The sequence below is a fragment of the Motilibacter deserti genome, assembly GCF_011250635.1.
GTDB classification, from domain to species: domain Bacteria; phylum Actinomycetota; class Actinomycetes; order Motilibacterales; family Motilibacteraceae; genus Motilibacter_A; species Motilibacter_A deserti.
This window is the reverse complement of sequence record NZ_JAANNP010000002.1, coordinates 150,514-166,004: the sequence shown is the minus strand read 5'-3', so window position 1 is coordinate 166,004 and position 15,491 is coordinate 150,514. Positions and strand designations below refer to the sequence as shown.

10 protein-coding genes and 1 riboswitch are annotated in these 15,491 nt (G+C 73.7%); of the genes, 9 read left to right on the top strand and 1 reads right to left on the bottom strand.

Translation table 11 applies throughout. The features are described 5' to 3' along the window. Position 1: 1 nt before the first annotated feature. The 7 genes from G9H71_RS05855 to G9H71_RS05825 all read left to right on the top strand — a co-directional run bounded on the left by G9H71_RS05855 (position 2) and on the right by G9H71_RS05825 (position 8,491). A complete protein-coding gene (locus G9H71_RS05855) occupies positions 2-511 on the top strand; it encodes an FBP domain-containing protein (RefSeq protein WP_166279504.1) in 510 nt (169 codons plus the stop codon). 156 nt (positions 512-667) lie between these two features. Beyond that, positions 668-1,909, top strand: coding sequence for an ROK family transcriptional regulator (locus tag G9H71_RS05850; RefSeq protein ID WP_166279501.1), 1,242 nt, complete (start codon positions 668-670; stop codon positions 1,907-1,909). Positions 1,910-1,953: 44 nt separating this feature from the next. After that, positions 1,954-2,778 (top strand): ABC transporter permease, encoded by an 825-nt coding sequence (locus G9H71_RS05845; RefSeq protein ID WP_166279498.1) that lies wholly within the window; start codon positions 1,954-1,956, stop codon positions 2,776-2,778. Next, on the top strand, positions 2,778-3,584 hold the full coding sequence (locus G9H71_RS05840; protein ID WP_231134271.1) for an ABC transporter ATP-binding protein: 807 nt from the start codon (positions 2,778-2,780) through the stop codon (positions 3,582-3,584). The genes G9H71_RS05845 and G9H71_RS05840 overlap by 1 nt, the downstream gene beginning before the upstream one ends. A gap of 19 nt (positions 3,585-3,603) precedes the next feature. Continuing rightward, entirely contained in the window at positions 3,604-4,617 is a 1,014-nt protein-coding gene (locus G9H71_RS05835; RefSeq protein WP_166279492.1) for an aliphatic sulfonate ABC transporter substrate-binding protein, read from the top strand. Between the two features lie 5 nt (positions 4,618-4,622). Further along, entirely contained in the window at positions 4,623-6,125 is a 1,503-nt protein-coding gene (locus G9H71_RS05830; RefSeq protein WP_166279489.1) for a sulfatase-like hydrolase/transferase, read from the top strand. Beyond that, positions 6,122-8,491: a family 43 glycosylhydrolase gene (locus G9H71_RS05825; RefSeq protein WP_331272776.1), complete on the top strand. Its 2,370-nt coding sequence runs from the start codon at positions 6,122-6,124 to the stop codon at positions 8,489-8,491. The genes G9H71_RS05830 and G9H71_RS05825 overlap by 4 nt, the downstream gene beginning before the upstream one ends. Before the next feature lie 72 nt (positions 8,492-8,563). On the opposite strand, the gene G9H71_RS05820 is transcribed toward G9H71_RS05825, so the two are convergent. Further along, on the bottom strand, positions 8,564-13,786 hold the full coding sequence (locus G9H71_RS05820; RefSeq protein ID WP_166279486.1) for an RCC1 domain-containing protein: 5,223 nt from the start codon (positions 13,784-13,786) through the stop codon (positions 8,564-8,566). 230 nt (positions 13,787-14,016) lie between these two features. Next, positions 14,017-14,130, top strand: a riboswitch (TPP riboswitch). Here G9H71_RS05820 and thiO point away from each other — a divergent pair. After that, complete coding sequence (thiO, locus tag G9H71_RS05815; protein ID WP_331272775.1) at positions 14,121-15,281, top strand: glycine oxidase ThiO; 1,161 nt, start codon at positions 14,121-14,123, stop codon at positions 15,279-15,281. Its footprint overlaps the riboswitch before it by 10 nt. Then, positions 15,278-15,478, top strand: a complete 201-nt coding sequence (thiS, locus tag G9H71_RS24410; RefSeq protein ID WP_166279483.1) for a sulfur carrier protein ThiS — start codon at positions 15,278-15,280, stop codon at positions 15,476-15,478. Before thiO ends, thiS begins: the two co-directional genes overlap by 4 nt. Positions 15,479-15,491: the final 13 nt, after the last annotated feature.

Below are 15,491 nucleotides of genomic sequence, written 5' to 3'. Positions count from 1 at the left end.
CGTGGACGCCGTCAGCGAGAACGAGCTGCGCGCGTCGTTCGTCAACTGCTCGCGCAGCGAGGCCAAGCGCATGACGCTGCCCGCGGGGCTGGACGCGCTCGACTGGGAGCCGCTGGACTTCCTCGGCTGGCGCGACCCGCGCTCGCCGCAGCGGGCATACCTCGTCACCCCGCACCGCGACGGGCTCGTCGGCCTCGCGCTGCGCGCCACCGGGCGCTCGGGGCTGCGCCCCGGCTCGGGCCTGTGCAACCTGTGCCACTCGGCGCACCCGGCCGGCGACGTCTCGCTGCTGGTCGCCAAGCGCGCCGGGGCGGCGGGCCGCAACGACAACACGGTGGGCACCTACATCTGCAGCGACCTCGCCTGCTCGCTCTACGTCCGCGGGCTGCGCCCGCTGACGCTCACCCAGCCCGAGCCGGTCGGCTCCCCCGGCCGGGTCGAGCGGCTGCGCGACCGGCTCGCCCAGTTCGTCGACCGCGCCCTGCAGGACGACGACGCGCTCGGGGCGTAGCCCTCCGGCCTTTCTCGGGCATACGACGCGTATTGCCTGAATCACACTTCTCTCCTGCCTGGGCTCGGGCTCCTTCTGTCGACCCGTCGGACGATCGTCCAAGTTTTTCTGTCGGCGCGTTGAAGGAAAAATCCAAGCAGCCCTAGTATCCCTACCATGCTGGTTCCACAGGCGCGGTACGACGCGGTCCGCCGCTCGCATGAGGAGCGCCTGCTGCGCGCCCTCCGCGAGCAGGGCCCGCTGCGGCGCAGCGAGATCGCGCGCACGCTGGGGCTCTCCCGCTCCTCCACCTCCGAGATCGCCGGCGGCCTGCTGCGCCAGGGCGCCGTGATCGTGCTGGGCACGGACGCCGAGGGCCGTGCCGGCAGCGGGCGCCCGGCCGAGCGGCTCGCCCTCGACCCGTCATCCGGGCAGTTCCTGGGCGTCGACTTCGGCCACCGCACCGTCCACGTCGCGGTCGCGGACGCCTCGCACGAGATCGTCGCCGCGGGGGCTGCGGCATACCCCCGGGCCACGGCGGAGTGGCCGGAGCGCGTGCAGACCGCTTTCACCCTGCTGGACCGGCTGCACGACGAGTCCGGCGTGCACTACCGCGCGCTGCAGGGCGTCGGGGTCGGCGTCCCCGGCCCCTACTCCTCCGCGCTGGCCCCGCGCCCGACGAGGCGGAGCGGGCGGCCGTTCGGAGACACCGCCGAGGGCGTCGCGGAGGCGTTCAGCTCCCGCTTCGAGACCCCGGTCGTGCTCGACAACAACACCCGCCTCGCGGCGCTCGGGGAGGCCGTGCGCGCCGGCGCGGAGGTGCGCAACCTGCTCTACGTCCGGGTCGCCGACGGCGTCGGCGGCGGGCTGGTCGTGGACGGGCGCCTCGTCACCGGCTCGACGGGCCTCGCCGGCGAGCTCGGCCACGTCCGGGCCGTGCCCGCGGGCGGCAAGGCCTGCCGCTGCGGCAAACGAGGGTGCGTGGAGACGCTCGCCTCGACCCCGGCTGTCCTCGCGCGCTGTCGGCAGGAAGGGGTGAACGCGCGCACCCTGGCCGACCTGCGCACGCACGTGGAGCGCGCCCACCCGGTGGTGGACCGGGTCCTGCGCGAGGCCGGGCAGACGATCGGCGCGGCGGTCAGCGCGGTCGCCGTCGCGGTCGACCCCGACGAGATCGTTATCGGCGGCGAGATCGCCCGGGTGGCGCCCGTGCTCGTCGAGCAGGTCGCCGCGACGGTGCGCTACGACCGGTTCCCGCACGCCACGAGCGAGCCGCGCGTCCGGGCCGGCTGGCTCTCCGACGAGTCCGGAGCGCTCGGCGCGCTCGCCGCCCTCTTCCACAGCTCGCCGCTCATCGCCGACTACCCCGTCGCGGCCTACGACGACCGACCGGCGCAGCCGCGCTCGAGCGCCTCGTGACCGCCCGCGTACCACTCCCACCCCGCCGTCAGGAAGAGAACGCAATGCAGCTGACGGACCCGCGCCGCGCCGCGCCCGCCGTGACCACCGGAGGCACACCCGCGCCTGCCCGCCGGCGGCGGCGATGGCGCGGGCGCTCCCTCGTGCTCAACCTCGTCTCCATCGTGCTCGGCGTCGCCGGCTGGGAGACGCTCGCCCTGCTGGGCTACACGCTGCCGACCCCGGCCGCCGTAGCGCGCCGCGCCGGCGAGCTGGTCGCGGACGGCACGCTCGCGGACGACGTCAGGGCCAGCCTGCGCCGCGTGGTGCTCGGCTTCGCCCTCGGCACGGCGGCCGCCGTCCCCGTCGGCTTCCTCATGGGGTGGTACGCCACGGCGCGCGCGCTCATCGAGCCGTGGATCCAGTTCTTCCGCACCATCCCCCCGCTCGCGATCATCCCGCTCGCCATCGTGCTGATGGGCATCGACGAGACGCCGAAGGTCTTCGTCATCTTCCTCGCCGCATTCCTCGCCTGCGTCATCGCCACGTTCCAGGGCGTCGTCGACGTGAACCGCACTCTCATCGACGCCGCGCGCGTCCTCGGCGCGCGGGACCTCTCGATCTTCCTGCGTGTCGTCATCCCGGCCTCGACGCCGTTCATCTTCGTCGGCATGCGCGTGGGACTGGGCTCGGCCTGGGCGACGCTCGTGGCCGCCGAGCTGATCGCCGCGCAGTCGGGGCTGGGCTACCGGATGCAGAGCGCGCAGCTCTACTACGACCTGCCGACGATCTTCGTCGGCCTGATCAGCATCGGTGTCCTCGGACTGGTGATGGACCGGCTGCTGCTGCTGGTCGAACGCCGCGTCACCGGATGGCAGGAGCGCCGCTGATGGCCACCCCGAAGATCTCCGTCCGCAGCGTCAGCAAGACGTTCGACCTGGCCGGCCATGAGCTCGCCGCCCTGCAGGACGTCTCCCTCGACATCGCCGACAACGAGTTCGTCACCGTCGTCGGGCCGTCGGGGTGCGGCAAGACGACGCTGATGAACATCCTCGCCGGGCTGGAGGAGCCGACCGGCGGCCACGCCGTGGTGGACGGCCGCGAGGTGTCCGGCCCCGGCCCGGACCGCGGCGTCATCTTCCAGCAGTACGCGCTCTTCCCCTGGCTCACGGTGCGCAGGAACGTCGAGTTCGGCCTGCGAGAGCAGGGCGTCGGCCGCCGGGAACGGCGCGAGCTCGCCGACCACTACCTGCGCCTGGTGGGGCTCGAGCAGTTCGCCGACGCCCTGCCCAAGACCCTCTCCGGCGGCATGCGCCAGCGCTGCGCCATCGCGCGGGCGTACGCGGTCAACCCCTCGATCCTGCTGATGGACGAGCCCTTCGGCGCGCTCGACGCGCTCACCCGCGTGAACCTGCAGGAGCAGCTGCTGCAGACCTGGAACGAGGAGCGCCGCACGGTGCTCTTCATCACCCACGACGTCGACGAAGCCGTCTTCCTGGCCAACCGCGTCGTCGTCATGGCGGCCCGCCCCGGCCGCGTCTTCGACGTCATCGACGTCGACCTGCCCTATCCCCGGCCCGAGGAGGCCCGCCTCAGCCCCGAGTTCGCAGCTTTGCGCAACCGGGTCTGGCGTGCGGTCCACCACCAGGACGGCGGCCCCGCCGTCGTCCCCCAGCCGTCCGTCCCGACGGCCTGACCAAGGAGAACCTGACTTCATGCTCCTCCCCCGCAAGCTCCTCGCCGTGACCGCCGCACTGGCCGCCAGCGTGCTGCTGGCCGCCTGCGGCGGGGACGACGGCTCCAGCGGCGGCTCCGCCTCCGGCAAGCTGGAGACCGTCGACTTCGGCTACATCGGCGACTTCAACGGCACCAGCCTGCTCGCCGTCGCCGACTCGCAGGGCCTTTGGGCCAAGCACGGGCTCAAGGCGGAGACCAGGGTCTTCACCAACGGCCCGCTGCAGATCCAGGCGCTCGGCACCGGCGACCTCGACTTCGGCTACATCGGCCCGGGCGCCGTGTGGCTCCCGGCCTCCGGGCAGGCGAAGATCATCGCGATCAACACGCTCGGCAACGCCGACCGCGTCATCGCGCAGCCGGGCATCACGTCCGTCGCCGACCTCAAGGGCAAGACGGTGGGCGTCCCCGAGGGGACGTCCGGCGACATGATCCTCACGCTGGCGCTGGAGAAGGCCGGGCTGACGAAGGACGACGTCAAGGTCACCCCGATGGACGCCGCGACGATCGTCTCCGCGTTCTCGTCGAAGAAGATCGACGCAGCCGGCTTCTGGTATCCCGCCATCTCCACCATCAAGCAGCAGGTGCCCGACCTCGTCGAGCTCGCAAAGGACTCCGACTTCTCCGACGAGCTGTCCTTCCCGACCGCCTTCGTCGCCGGCAACAAGGTCGTCGCCGAGGAGAGGGAGAAGACCGAGAAGGTGGTCGCGGTGCTCCGCGAGGCCATGGCCTACCGCGCCGCCAACCTGGACGCCACGATCGCCGACACCGCGAAGATGCTGAAGATCGACGAGGCGCAGGTCGAGGCCGACGCCGGCAACAACAAGATCCTGGACGCGGCCGAGGTCGACACGCTGACCAAGGACGGCACGATCGACAAGTGGCTCACCGGGCTCAACGACTTCTTCATCGGGGCCGGCAAGCTCAAGGGCCAGGTGGACCCGAAGACCTACTACGAGGGCGACCTGTTCACGCAGGCGGCGAGCCAGGGCTGAGCACCGTGAGCCGGCGCAACATCCTCTTCCTCATGACCGACCAGCACCGGGTGGACACGCTCGGGGCCTACGGGAACCCGCAGGGGACGACGCCGGTCCTGGACGGGCTGGCGCGCTCGGGGACGCGGTTCGACCGGTGGTACACACCGACCGCGATCTGCACCCCCTCGCGCGCCAGCCTGCTCACCGGGCAGGCGCCCTTCCGCCACAAGCTGCTGGCGAACCACGAACGCAACGTCGGCTATCTCGAGGACCTCCCCGAGGGGACGTTCACCTACTCACAGGCGCTGCGCGAGGAGGGCTACAACGTCGGCCTGATCGGCAAGTGGCACACCGGGACGGAGAAGGCGCCGGCCGACTACGGCTTCGACGGGCCGGACCTCCCGGGGTGGCACAACCCGGTGGACGCGCCGGACTACCTGGCCTACCTCAAGGAGAACGGGCTCCCGGAGTACGCGATCAGCGACCGGGTGCGCGGCACGCTACCGAACGGTGGGCCGGGCAACCTGCTCGCCGCCCGCCTGCACCAGCCGGTCGAGGCGACGTTCGAGCACTACCTGGCGACGCGGGCGATCGAGCACCTCGAGCGCTACGCCGAGCAGGCCCGTTCCGACGGGACGCCCTTCTTCCTCAAGCTGAGCTTCTTCGGGCCGCACCTGCCCTACATCCTCCCCGACGAGTACTTCGACCTCGTCGACCCCGAGTCGGTCGAGATGCCGCGCTCGGTGATCGAGACGTTCGAGGGCAAGCCCCCGGTGCAGCGCAACTACAGCGCCCACTGGACCTTCGACACCATGCCGATCGAGGCCTCGCGCAAGCTCATCGCCGTCTACCAGGGCTACGTCGCGCTCATCGACCGCGAGGTCGGCCGCGTCCTCGACGCGATGGACCGGCTGGGGCTCACCGACGAGACCGCCGTGTTCTTCACCTGCGACCACGGGGAGTTCACCGGGTCGCACCGCTTGCACGACAAGGGCCCGGCGATGTACGAGGACATCTACCGCACTCCCGGGATCCTCCGGGTCCCCGGCCAGCCGGCCGGGGTTGTGCGCGACGAGTTCGTCAGCCTGCTCGACTGCACCGCCACCATCCTCGAGCTCGCCGGCATCGACCCGGCTCCGGCCGTCGACTCGCGAAGCCTGCTTCCGCTCACTAGCGGGGCGGACGTCGAGTGGGCGGAGGACGTCGTGTGCGAGTTCCACGGCCACCACTTCCCCTATCCCCAGCGGATGCTCCGCAACGACCGCTACAAGCTGGTGGTCAACCCGGACTCCGTGAACGAGCTCTACGACCTGGAGCTCGACCCCGACGAGCTGGTCAACGTCTACGGGCACCCCGAGATGCGGCCGGTCCGAGACGCGATGCTGCAGCGGCTCTACACGCTCCTGCGCGAGCGCGGCGACAACTTCTACCACTGGATGACGTCGATGTACGCCGTGGGCGAGGTCGCGTACGACCCGACCCTGAGCGGCCTCGACGAATCGACCTATCGGAGCCCGACGACGTGAGAACCCCAGCCAAGCCGAGAGCCATGGCGCTGCTCGGCGGCCTCGCCCTGTCCGCCTCCCTCGTGACCGCACCGGGGGCCGCGACCGCAGCCCCCGCGGGGAGGGCGGCACCGCAGGCCCCGCCCGCGACGTACACGAACCCCGTGACCGCCGGGACGGTGGACACGCTCCCCGACCCCACGATGGTCCGCGCGAAGGACGGCGCCTGGTACGCCTACGGCACCACGAACCCGATCTTCTCCAGCAAGGGCGAGACCCGCGAGCACTTCCTGCCGATCCTGCGCTCGACGGACATGGTCACCTGGACGTACGCCGGTGACGTGTTCGCCCAGGAGGCGCGCCCGTCGTGGTGGCGCTCCAACACGCGTGCCTGGGCACCGGACATCCGCTATCTGGACGGCCGCTACTACCTGACCTACTCGCTGTCCACGAGCGGCATCGGGCTGGCGACGAGCGACTCCCCCACCGGGCCGTGGACCGACCGCGGCCAGCTCGTGCCCCCCAACAGCGGCTGCCCGAGCAACGCCATCGACCAGGCGCTGTTCACCGACTCCGACGGCACGCACTACCTCTACTGGGGCAGCTACGACACGATCTGCGTGTCGGCTATGAACGCCACCGCCACGGCCTTGAGGGGTCCCGTCACCCAGATCGCGCGCGGGCGGCGCGCCGAGGGCGGCTTCGTCGTCAACCGCGGCGGCTGGTACTACCTGTTCTACTCCGACGGCGGCTGCTGCGACGGCGCTTTCTCGGGCTACACGGTCAAGGTCGGGCGGTCCAAGAGCCCGCGCGGGCCGTTCCTCGCGCCCGACGGGCAGGACCTCATGGACCTGCGCAGCCACGCCGGCATCGTCGCGGCCGCCAACGGCAACACGTTCGTCGGTCCGGGCCACAACGCCATCACGACCGACCTCGCCGGCCAGGACTGGCTGGTCTACCACGGCATCCCCTCGGCCACTCCGGACTTCCCGCCGCTCAACACGGTCGACGGGGTCAAGACGCTGTCGCAGCGCCCGCTCCTCATCGACCGCCTCGACTGGATCGGCGGCTGGCCCGTGCTGCGCGCGGGAGCCGGCCCCTCGGACACACCGCAGGCCGCCCCCGTCACCACCGGCGTGGTGCAGTCCGGCTTCGAGACCGCGTCCCTTGCCGGCTGGCGGCTGCGCGGCGGCAAGGGCGAGAAGTGGTCCGTCACGCAGGTCCCGGACGCGGGCGGCGTGCTGACGCAGACAGGCTCGCCCACGAAGGGGCTGCCGGCACTGCTCACGTCGGACACCCGCGTGAACGGCGACTCCCGCGTCGAGGCCGACCTGCGCATCACCGGTGGCGGCAGCGCGGGCGCGGTCGGGCTCGTCGTCTCCGAGCGCGGCAACGACCGGGTCACCGCGTGGCTCGACCGCGGCCGCAAGGCCCTCCTGGTGAGCGTGAGCGACGGCAAGAAGTCCACGGAGACCAGCGCGCCGCTCCCCGCCGGCTTCGACTACGACGACTGGCACAACGTCGCGGTCGAGGTACGCGGCCACATCCTCACCGCGCAGGTGTCCGAGGACCGGCTGGGCGACCCGCTGGGGACCGTCACCGCGACCGTGCCGGACGCAGGCGTGCGCGGACGCGTCGGTGTCGCCTCGCTCGGCACCACCGTGCAGGCCGACAACCTCAGCGCCGCCGACCTGTACGTCCCGGTGACCGAGCGCGTCGACGACCCGCAGCTCGGGCCGTTGCTGCCGGCGTACTCCGACGACTTCGACGGCACCGGCCGGCCGGAGGCAGGCGACCCGGCGTGGACGTGGGTCCGCGGCGCCGGCGCGGCCAACGCGGTCAAGGCCGACGGCGCGCTCACCTGGCCGACGCAGAACGCGGAGATCTACACGACCAACAACACCGCCTCGGTGCTGACGCGGCCCACGCCTGCGGGCGACTACGTCGTGGAGGCGAAGCTGGCCTTCAACGGGACGCGCGGCAACCAGCAGGCCGGCATCCTGCTCTACGAGAACGACGACCGGTGGTTCAAGCTCGCCCACTCGGTGCTGCCGCTGACGGGCCTGGCCAACACGGTGCTGCACCAGACCGAGTTCGGCAAGGAGGCCGAGCGGCCGACGACGGTCCCCGCGACCGCGGTGTTCAACGGCCCGATGTTCGGCGGCCCGCCCGCGGTGACGACGTGGCTGCGGCTGGCCTACCACTACGACGCGGTCCACAACGAGAACGAGGTGCGCATGGCGACGAGCACCGACGGCTCGTCGTGGACGTGGGGTGGCGTGTGGACGATGCCGAAGAGAGGTGACCTCAAGATCGGCCTCGTGTCCATGAACGCGTCCGGCGCCCTGGCCACGTTCGACTACGTGCACACGTATCCGCTGAAGTAGCGTTCCCGCGTTGTTCAACGACAGCGGCGCCGGAGGATGCCCTCCGGCGCCGCTGTCGTGTCGTGGCCCGTCTCAGCCGACCGTGCCGCCGCCGAAGTCGTCGACCAGGCCGCTCGTCGAGGGGTGGGCCCAGATCCCGATCTGGCCGCCCTTGGGGTTGAAGAAGGCCTTGTCGGCCGCGCTCAGCGTGACGGTCGTGACGAGCGTCGCGTTGCGGTAGACCTGCACGTCGCCAGCGGCCGTCACCCGGGCGCGCAGCACGTCGCCGTCGGCGAACGTGACCGCCTTGCCGGTGTAGACCTTCCAGGATAGCGTCCCCACCCGCAAGGTCGAGACCTCGACCGCCTTCTCCTTCGCGTCGTACGTCACCGAGATCGCCCCGGCGCTCGGGATGCTGCCCGTCTGCGCCTTGAGCAGCACCCCGACCGCATGGCTGCGCGGGTCGACGTCCGTGAGGGTGATCTGCGCTTCCTGCGTCGTGCCGAACGGGGCCCGGTAGACGAGCGGGCCGCCGGCCCGGACGTCGAGCGCGCGCCCGGAGACCCGGTAGAACGCCGTGCCCACAGTGCCGGCCCAGTCCGACCCGACCCAGCCGTTGGCTCGGTCGAAGCCGTCGAGGACGGTGGTCGCGACCGTGAAGGTGCGGGTGACGTCTGCCGCCGGCTCGTAGCTGCCGTTGCCGGGCTGCGAGGCCGTGATCGAGCACTGGCCCGCCCCGACGAGGTGGACCGTCGTCGCGAACACGGTGCACGCGCCGCTTGCGCGGAGCTCGACCGGCAGCCCCGACGAGGCGACGGCCACGACGTTGACGTCCGGGTCACCGGCGCGCTTGTCGCCGAGGGCGTCGAAGCGGATGGCCTGGCGGGCCTTGACCACCGTGTAGGCGCGGGTGGCCGTGCTCGTCCACCCCGCAGCGTCGGTCGCGGTCGCGGTCACGACGTGCTCGCCGACCTCGATGCCGTAGCCGTCCACCACGCAGCCGGCCACACCGCTCGTGGCGTCCCGGGCCTCGCAGGTCGGGGCGTCCGGGACCTGCCCGAACTCCACCGTGCCGGACGGGCCGCCGGCCAGGGCGACGGACGGCGCCGTCAGGTCGACGTCCACGGAGACCTCGGCCGGCTCGGACACGTTGCCGGCCCGGTCCGTGGCGGTCCCGCTCACGACGACCCCCTCGCCCTCCCGGTCCACCGTGACGGCGGCGGGGCAGTCGGCGACGCCGGACAGCTCGTCCGCGCAGCGGAAGGCGACCGTCACCGGCTCGCGGTGCCAGCCCGTGGCTGCGGGCTCGGTCGTCGCGGCACCCGACACCTCGGGCGCCCTGGTGTCGAGGTTGACGACGGCGGTCGCGGTGGACGCGTTGCCCGCGGCGTCCACGGCGGTGCCGGCCACGGCGCGCCCGGCCCCGTCCTCACCGACGAAGACGGGCGCGGGGCACTCGGCGACGCCGGACTCGTCGTCGCCGCAGGTGAACGTCACGTCGACGGGGCTGTTGTTCCACCCCTCGGCGTTCGGGGCGGGTGTGAACGACGCCGCGACGGCCGGCGCGATGCCGTCGATGCGGACGGTGAGCGAGCCCGCGGGCTCGACGTTGCCCGCGACGTCCTCGCTCCAGAAGCGGATCTCGTGCACGCCCGGCTCCCTGACCGTGAAGGCCCCGTCGTAGGACGCCGTCACCCCGTCGACCGAGTAGCGGGTCACCGAGACGCCGGACAGCGCGTCCGTGGCGGCCAGCGCCACCTCGACCGGGCCGGAGTGCCAGCCCGTCGCCAGCGCCGCGGCCACGTCCGCCGTCGTGACAGGGGCGGTGCGGTCGATGCGTACGCCGTCCACGCGCGCCACGGTCGTGTTGCCCGCCCGGTCGGCCACGCTCGCGACGGTCGAGAGCTCGCCCTCGCCGGTGAGAGAGGCAGGCGCCGGGCAGCCGCCGTCGATCCCGGAGAGCGCGTCGTCGCACTCCCAGCGGACGACGACGTCGTCGCGCCACCAGCCGCTCGTGGGCCGCTCACCGGCGGAGCCCGCCAGCGTCGGGGCCGTGAGGTCGACGTCGACGCCCGAGCGGGTGCCGCTCCCCTCGTTGCCCGCCGCGTCGGTGGCGGTGCCCGTAGCGGACTGCCCGCGGCCCTCCCCGAGCGTGACCGGCCCGGCGCACTCGACGACGCCCGAGAGCGCGTCGGCGCAGTCGAAGGACACGGTCACCGGGGTGTTGAACCAGCCCGAGGCGGCGGCGACCGCGTCGACCCACGGCGTCACGGCGGGAGCCGTCCGGTCGATCGACACGACGGCGACGTCGGTCGCGGTGTTGCCGGCCGCGTCACGGGCGGAGCCCGTCACCGTCCGGCCCGCTCCCTCTGCGGTGACGCGCACCGGGGCGGTGCACTCGGCGACGCCGGAGGTGCCGTCGGCGCAGTCGAAGGTCACGGTGACGTCGTCCCGGAGCCACCCGAGGGCGTTCGGCTCGGGGTCGAGCCGGTGGGTGACGACGGGCGCGGTGGAGTCCACGTGGACCCGCACGGTCGCCGGCTCCTCGGCGTTGCCCGCAGCGTCGACACTCCAGAAGCGGAGATCATGGATGCCGTCCTCGTCGATGTCGACGTGGTCACCCTGCTGCGGCTGCCCCTCGTCGAGCTGCCACCAGGTGGCCGCGACACCGGAGAGGTTGTCGGCCGCCGAGAGCTTCACGGCCGCGCCGCGTACCCAGCCCTCGGGCGCGGACGCCGTCGTGACGGGGGCCGTACGGTCGATGGAGACGGCGGGCGACGTGGCCACGGTGACGTTGCCGGCCCGGTCGGAGACCCGCGCGCTCGTCGTGAGCCCGCGGCCCTCGCCGTCGATGACGCCGTCGGCCGGTGCGGCCCCATCGATGCCGGAGAGCGCGTCGGTGGCGGACCAGCTGACGCGCACGTCTTCGCGGTACCAGCCGGACGCGTGAGGCGCGACGGCCAGGCCCGCCGTGAGGGTCGGCGCCGTCGTGTCGATGCTCACGTCACCGCTGCGGACGGCGGCGGTGTTGCCGGCCGCGTCGACGACGCTGCCCAGGGCGTACTGGCCGGCGCCGTCGGTGTCGAAGGTGCGCGGCGCGGGGCAGGACGCGACCCCGGAGACGGCGTCGGCGCACTCCCAGGCGACCGTGACGGGGCCGTTGTTCCAGCCCTGGGCGTTGGCCGCGGGGGCGCGGGAGACGGTCGCCGTCGGCGCGGAGCGGTCGACCCGCACGGCGAAGGCACGCGCCTCCTCGGTGTTGCCGGCGGTGTCGGAGGCGGAGGCGGAGACCGTCGTGAGGCCCTCCTCGGTGACCGTGAGGGTCGCGGTGTCGCCGTCGGCCGAGTCCTCCTCGACCTCCTGCGCCCCCGACGCGGAGTAGGTCAGCGAGCCGACGCCGGTGCCGCCGGTGTTGTCGGTCGCGGTCAGCGTGACGGCCACCGGGGCGTTGTTCCAGCCGGCGGTGTTGGGCTTCGGGGAGAGGGCGGCCGCGGTCACCGGCGCCACGAGGTCGCACGGCGCGCCGGCGCTCGCCACGTCACCGGCCTGCACGTCGGCGACCTGGGCGGCCGTCAGCGGGCCGGGGAAGACGCGGGCCTCGTCGATCCCTCCGGACCAGCCGGGGCCGCCGAGGCGCAGCGGCCCGGCCACGTCGGCGACCGAGGAGTGCGGGCCTGCGGTGGCGGCGGCCGCGACGGGCAGGCCGCCGACGTACAGCTTCACGCGCTCGGGCTCGGTCACAGAGCCGTCGAACGTCACGGCCACCTGCTGCCAGCGCTTCGCGGCGACGACGGCGGAGGTCGAGGTGACGGTCCGGACGTCGGAGCCGTCCGCGCTGACGTCGACGGAGAGCTTGCCGTCCACGACCGCGAGCGCCCAGGCCTGCCGGCCGTCCTCCGACTTGGCGGCGACGACGCGGCGGCCGGTCACGGCCTGCGGGGAGACCCACGCGGAGAACGAGAAGGCGGCGCGGGGCTCGACCGCGGGGTCGTCGGCGATCTCGACCGCGCTGTCCGCGGGGACGTCGAAGGCGCACGCGACCGCACCCGTCGTGAAGCCGACGCCGGCGCCGAGCGACGCCGTCAGGTCCCCGGCGGCGTCGTCCCCGTCGCCCTCGGCCGGCCACCAGCCCGACGGCTGCGGCCCGGAGGCCTCGTTGCGCGCGGCGGCGAGGGTGTGCGCCGTGCCGGCCGCGATCACCCCGGCCTCGCTGAGCCCCTTCACCACGACCGGCGTCTTGCGCGCGGTCGCCGTGCCGTCGCCGAGCTGGCCGTTGCCGTTCGCGCCCCACGCGCGGACCGTGCCGTCCGCGAGCACCGCGAGGGTGTGCGTGTCACCGGCCGCGATGCCGGTCACGCCGGCCAGGCCGGTCACGGACACCGCGGTCCTGCGGGTCGTCGTCGTCCCGTCGCCGAGCTGGCCGCTCTGGTTGCGGCCCCAGGCCCGGACGGTCCCGTCGCTGCGCAGCACCAGCGTGTCCTGGTCGCCGGCGTCGACCGCCACGGCGCCGGTGACGCCGACCGCCTGCACGGGCGTCTTGCGGGTGGTCAGCGTGCCGTCGCCGAGCTGGCCGTACGCGTTGGCCCCCCACGTCCACACCGTGCCGTCGGCGCGCAGCGCCACCGAGGAGGCGATGCCCGCCGCCACGGAGAGGACGTTCGAGATCCCGGTCACGCGCACCGGGCTCTTGCGGGTCGTGACCGTGCCGTCGCCCAGCTGGCCGGAGGCGTTCGCCCCCCAGGCCCAGACCGTGCCGTCGGTCTTGACCGCGAGCGTGAAGGTGTCTCCCGCCGCGATGGCCCGCACGTCCGTGAGGCCCGGCACCCTGACCGGCGTCCTGCGGTTGGTCAGCGTGCCGTCGCCGAGCTGGCCGGCGGTGTTGCGCCCCCACGCCCAGACGGTGCCGTCTGCGCGCAGCGCGACACTGGCGTACGCGCCGGCGGCGACCGCCACCACGTCGGTCAGCGTCCCCACCCGGACCGGGGTCTTGCGGGTGGTGACGGTCCCGTCGCCGAGCTGCCCGTACGCGTTGCTGCCCCAGGCGAGGACGGTCCCGTCCTCGGCCACGGCGAGGCTGTGCCGGTCGCCGGCGGCGAGGCCCGCGGCCCGGCCGCCGAGCCGCGCGGTGACCGGCGTCTTGCGCGCCGTGGTGGTGCCGTCGCCGAGCTGGGCGTACGCGTTCTGGCCCCACGCCGACGCGCCGACGGCCGTCGCGGCCTCGGCCGGCGGGGCGACGGGCGTCATGGCGGCGGCCAGCAGGGCCACCACCGTGGCCGTCCCGGCCCAGGCCACGCCCCGTGCCGTGCGAGCAGTCATTGTGCAACGCCTCCTGCGCTTCGCGGCAGGCGTCCGTGCGCTGCCGTCGTCAGCGGGAGAAACGGCTGCGCAGCAGGCAGTTCAGAGGGCCGCCCGGGTGATCCCGACAGGGCTCGGGCGAAGGTCCCGACGGGGCCGTGGGACGAAGGTCCCGGCCCGGCGAGCCCCGGACCCCGACGTCCCCCGGCGACCGCGCCGGCGCGCCCGGGGAGCACGAGGCCGTAGACTCCGCGCCGCTGTGCGGGAGCTCGGGACGACCGGGCTGAGAGGGCGGCTACGAAGCGCTGCCGACCGCTGGAACCTGTCCGGGTAATGCCGGCGTAGGGAGCATCGCGTGAGCATTCCTGCTCGTGCCCCGGCCGACGTCGTCGTCGCCGGCGGCGGGCTCGTGGGGCTGGCGGTCGCCTGGCGCGCCGCGCAGCACGGGCTGCGGGTCACGGTCGTCGACGACGCCCCCGGCAGCGGCGCGTCCCACGCCGCCGCGGGGATGCTCGCGCCGGTCGCAGAGGCCGCGTACGGCGAGGAGTCGCTGCTCGAGCTCGCGCACGCATCCCTTGCTCGCTACCCGTCGTTCGTCGCGGAGGTCGAGCGGGCCAGCGGGCTGTCGGTGGGGCTGCGGACGGCGGGCACGCTCCTCGTCGGGTTCGACGAGGACGACCTGCGGGCGCTGTTCGCCCTGCACGACTTCCACCGCGAGCTCGGGCTCGCCGCGGACCGCCTGACCGCGAGCGCCTGCCGACGACGCGAGCCCGCGCTCACCCCGCGGCTCCGCGGCGGTGTGCTCGTCCGCGACGACCATTCCGTGGACCCGCGCGCCCTGTCCGCGGCGCTGCTCACGGCGTGCCGGAGCGCAGGGGTCGAGCTGCTGCCGTCCCGGGTCGAAGGCCTCGTCGTGGAGGACGGCCGGGCCATGGGCGTACGCCTGTGTGACGGCGACCTGCGCGCGCCCGCCGTAGTGCTCGCCCTCGGCGCCTGGAGCGGGCGGCTGCCGGGCCTGCCGCCCGGCACGGTGCCGGTCCGCCCGGTGAAGGGGCAGATCCTGCGGCTGCGCGGTGAGCCGCTGCTGTCCGGCACCGTGCGCGGGATGGTCCACGGGAGAGCGGCCTACCTGGTGCCGCAGGCGGACGGGCGCCTGGTCGTGGGGGCGACGACGGACGAGCTGGGCTTCGACGGGCGAGTGACGGCCGGCGCCGTGCACGACCTGCTCCACGACGCCGCCGAGATCGTGCCCGGCGTCTCCGAGCTCGAGCTCGTCGAGACGCTGGCCCGCTGGCGACCAGGCACGCCCGACAACGCCCCGCTACTCGGGGCGTCGGCGCTGCCGGGGCTGGTCCTCGCCACCGGCCACCACCGCAACGGCGTGCTGCTGGCACCGGTCACCGCCGACCTCGTCGCCGAGCTCCTGGCGACGGGCCAGGCATCACCGCTGCTGCAGCGGTTCTCGCCCCAGAGGTTCCAGTCGATCGACGCGCAACGGGAGGTCACGGCACCGTGATCGTGCAAGTGAACGGGAAGCAGGCTTCCGTGGACGACGCCGCGACGGTCGGGCACGTCGTGCAGCTGTCCGCGCCGGGGGCACGCCGGGCGGCGGTGGCCCTGAACGGCGAGGTCGTGCCGCGGACGGCGTGGGACACCACCGTCCTCGGCGCCGGCGACGCGCTCGAGGTGCTCGTGCCGGTGGCGGGTGGCTGAGATGACGGTCGAG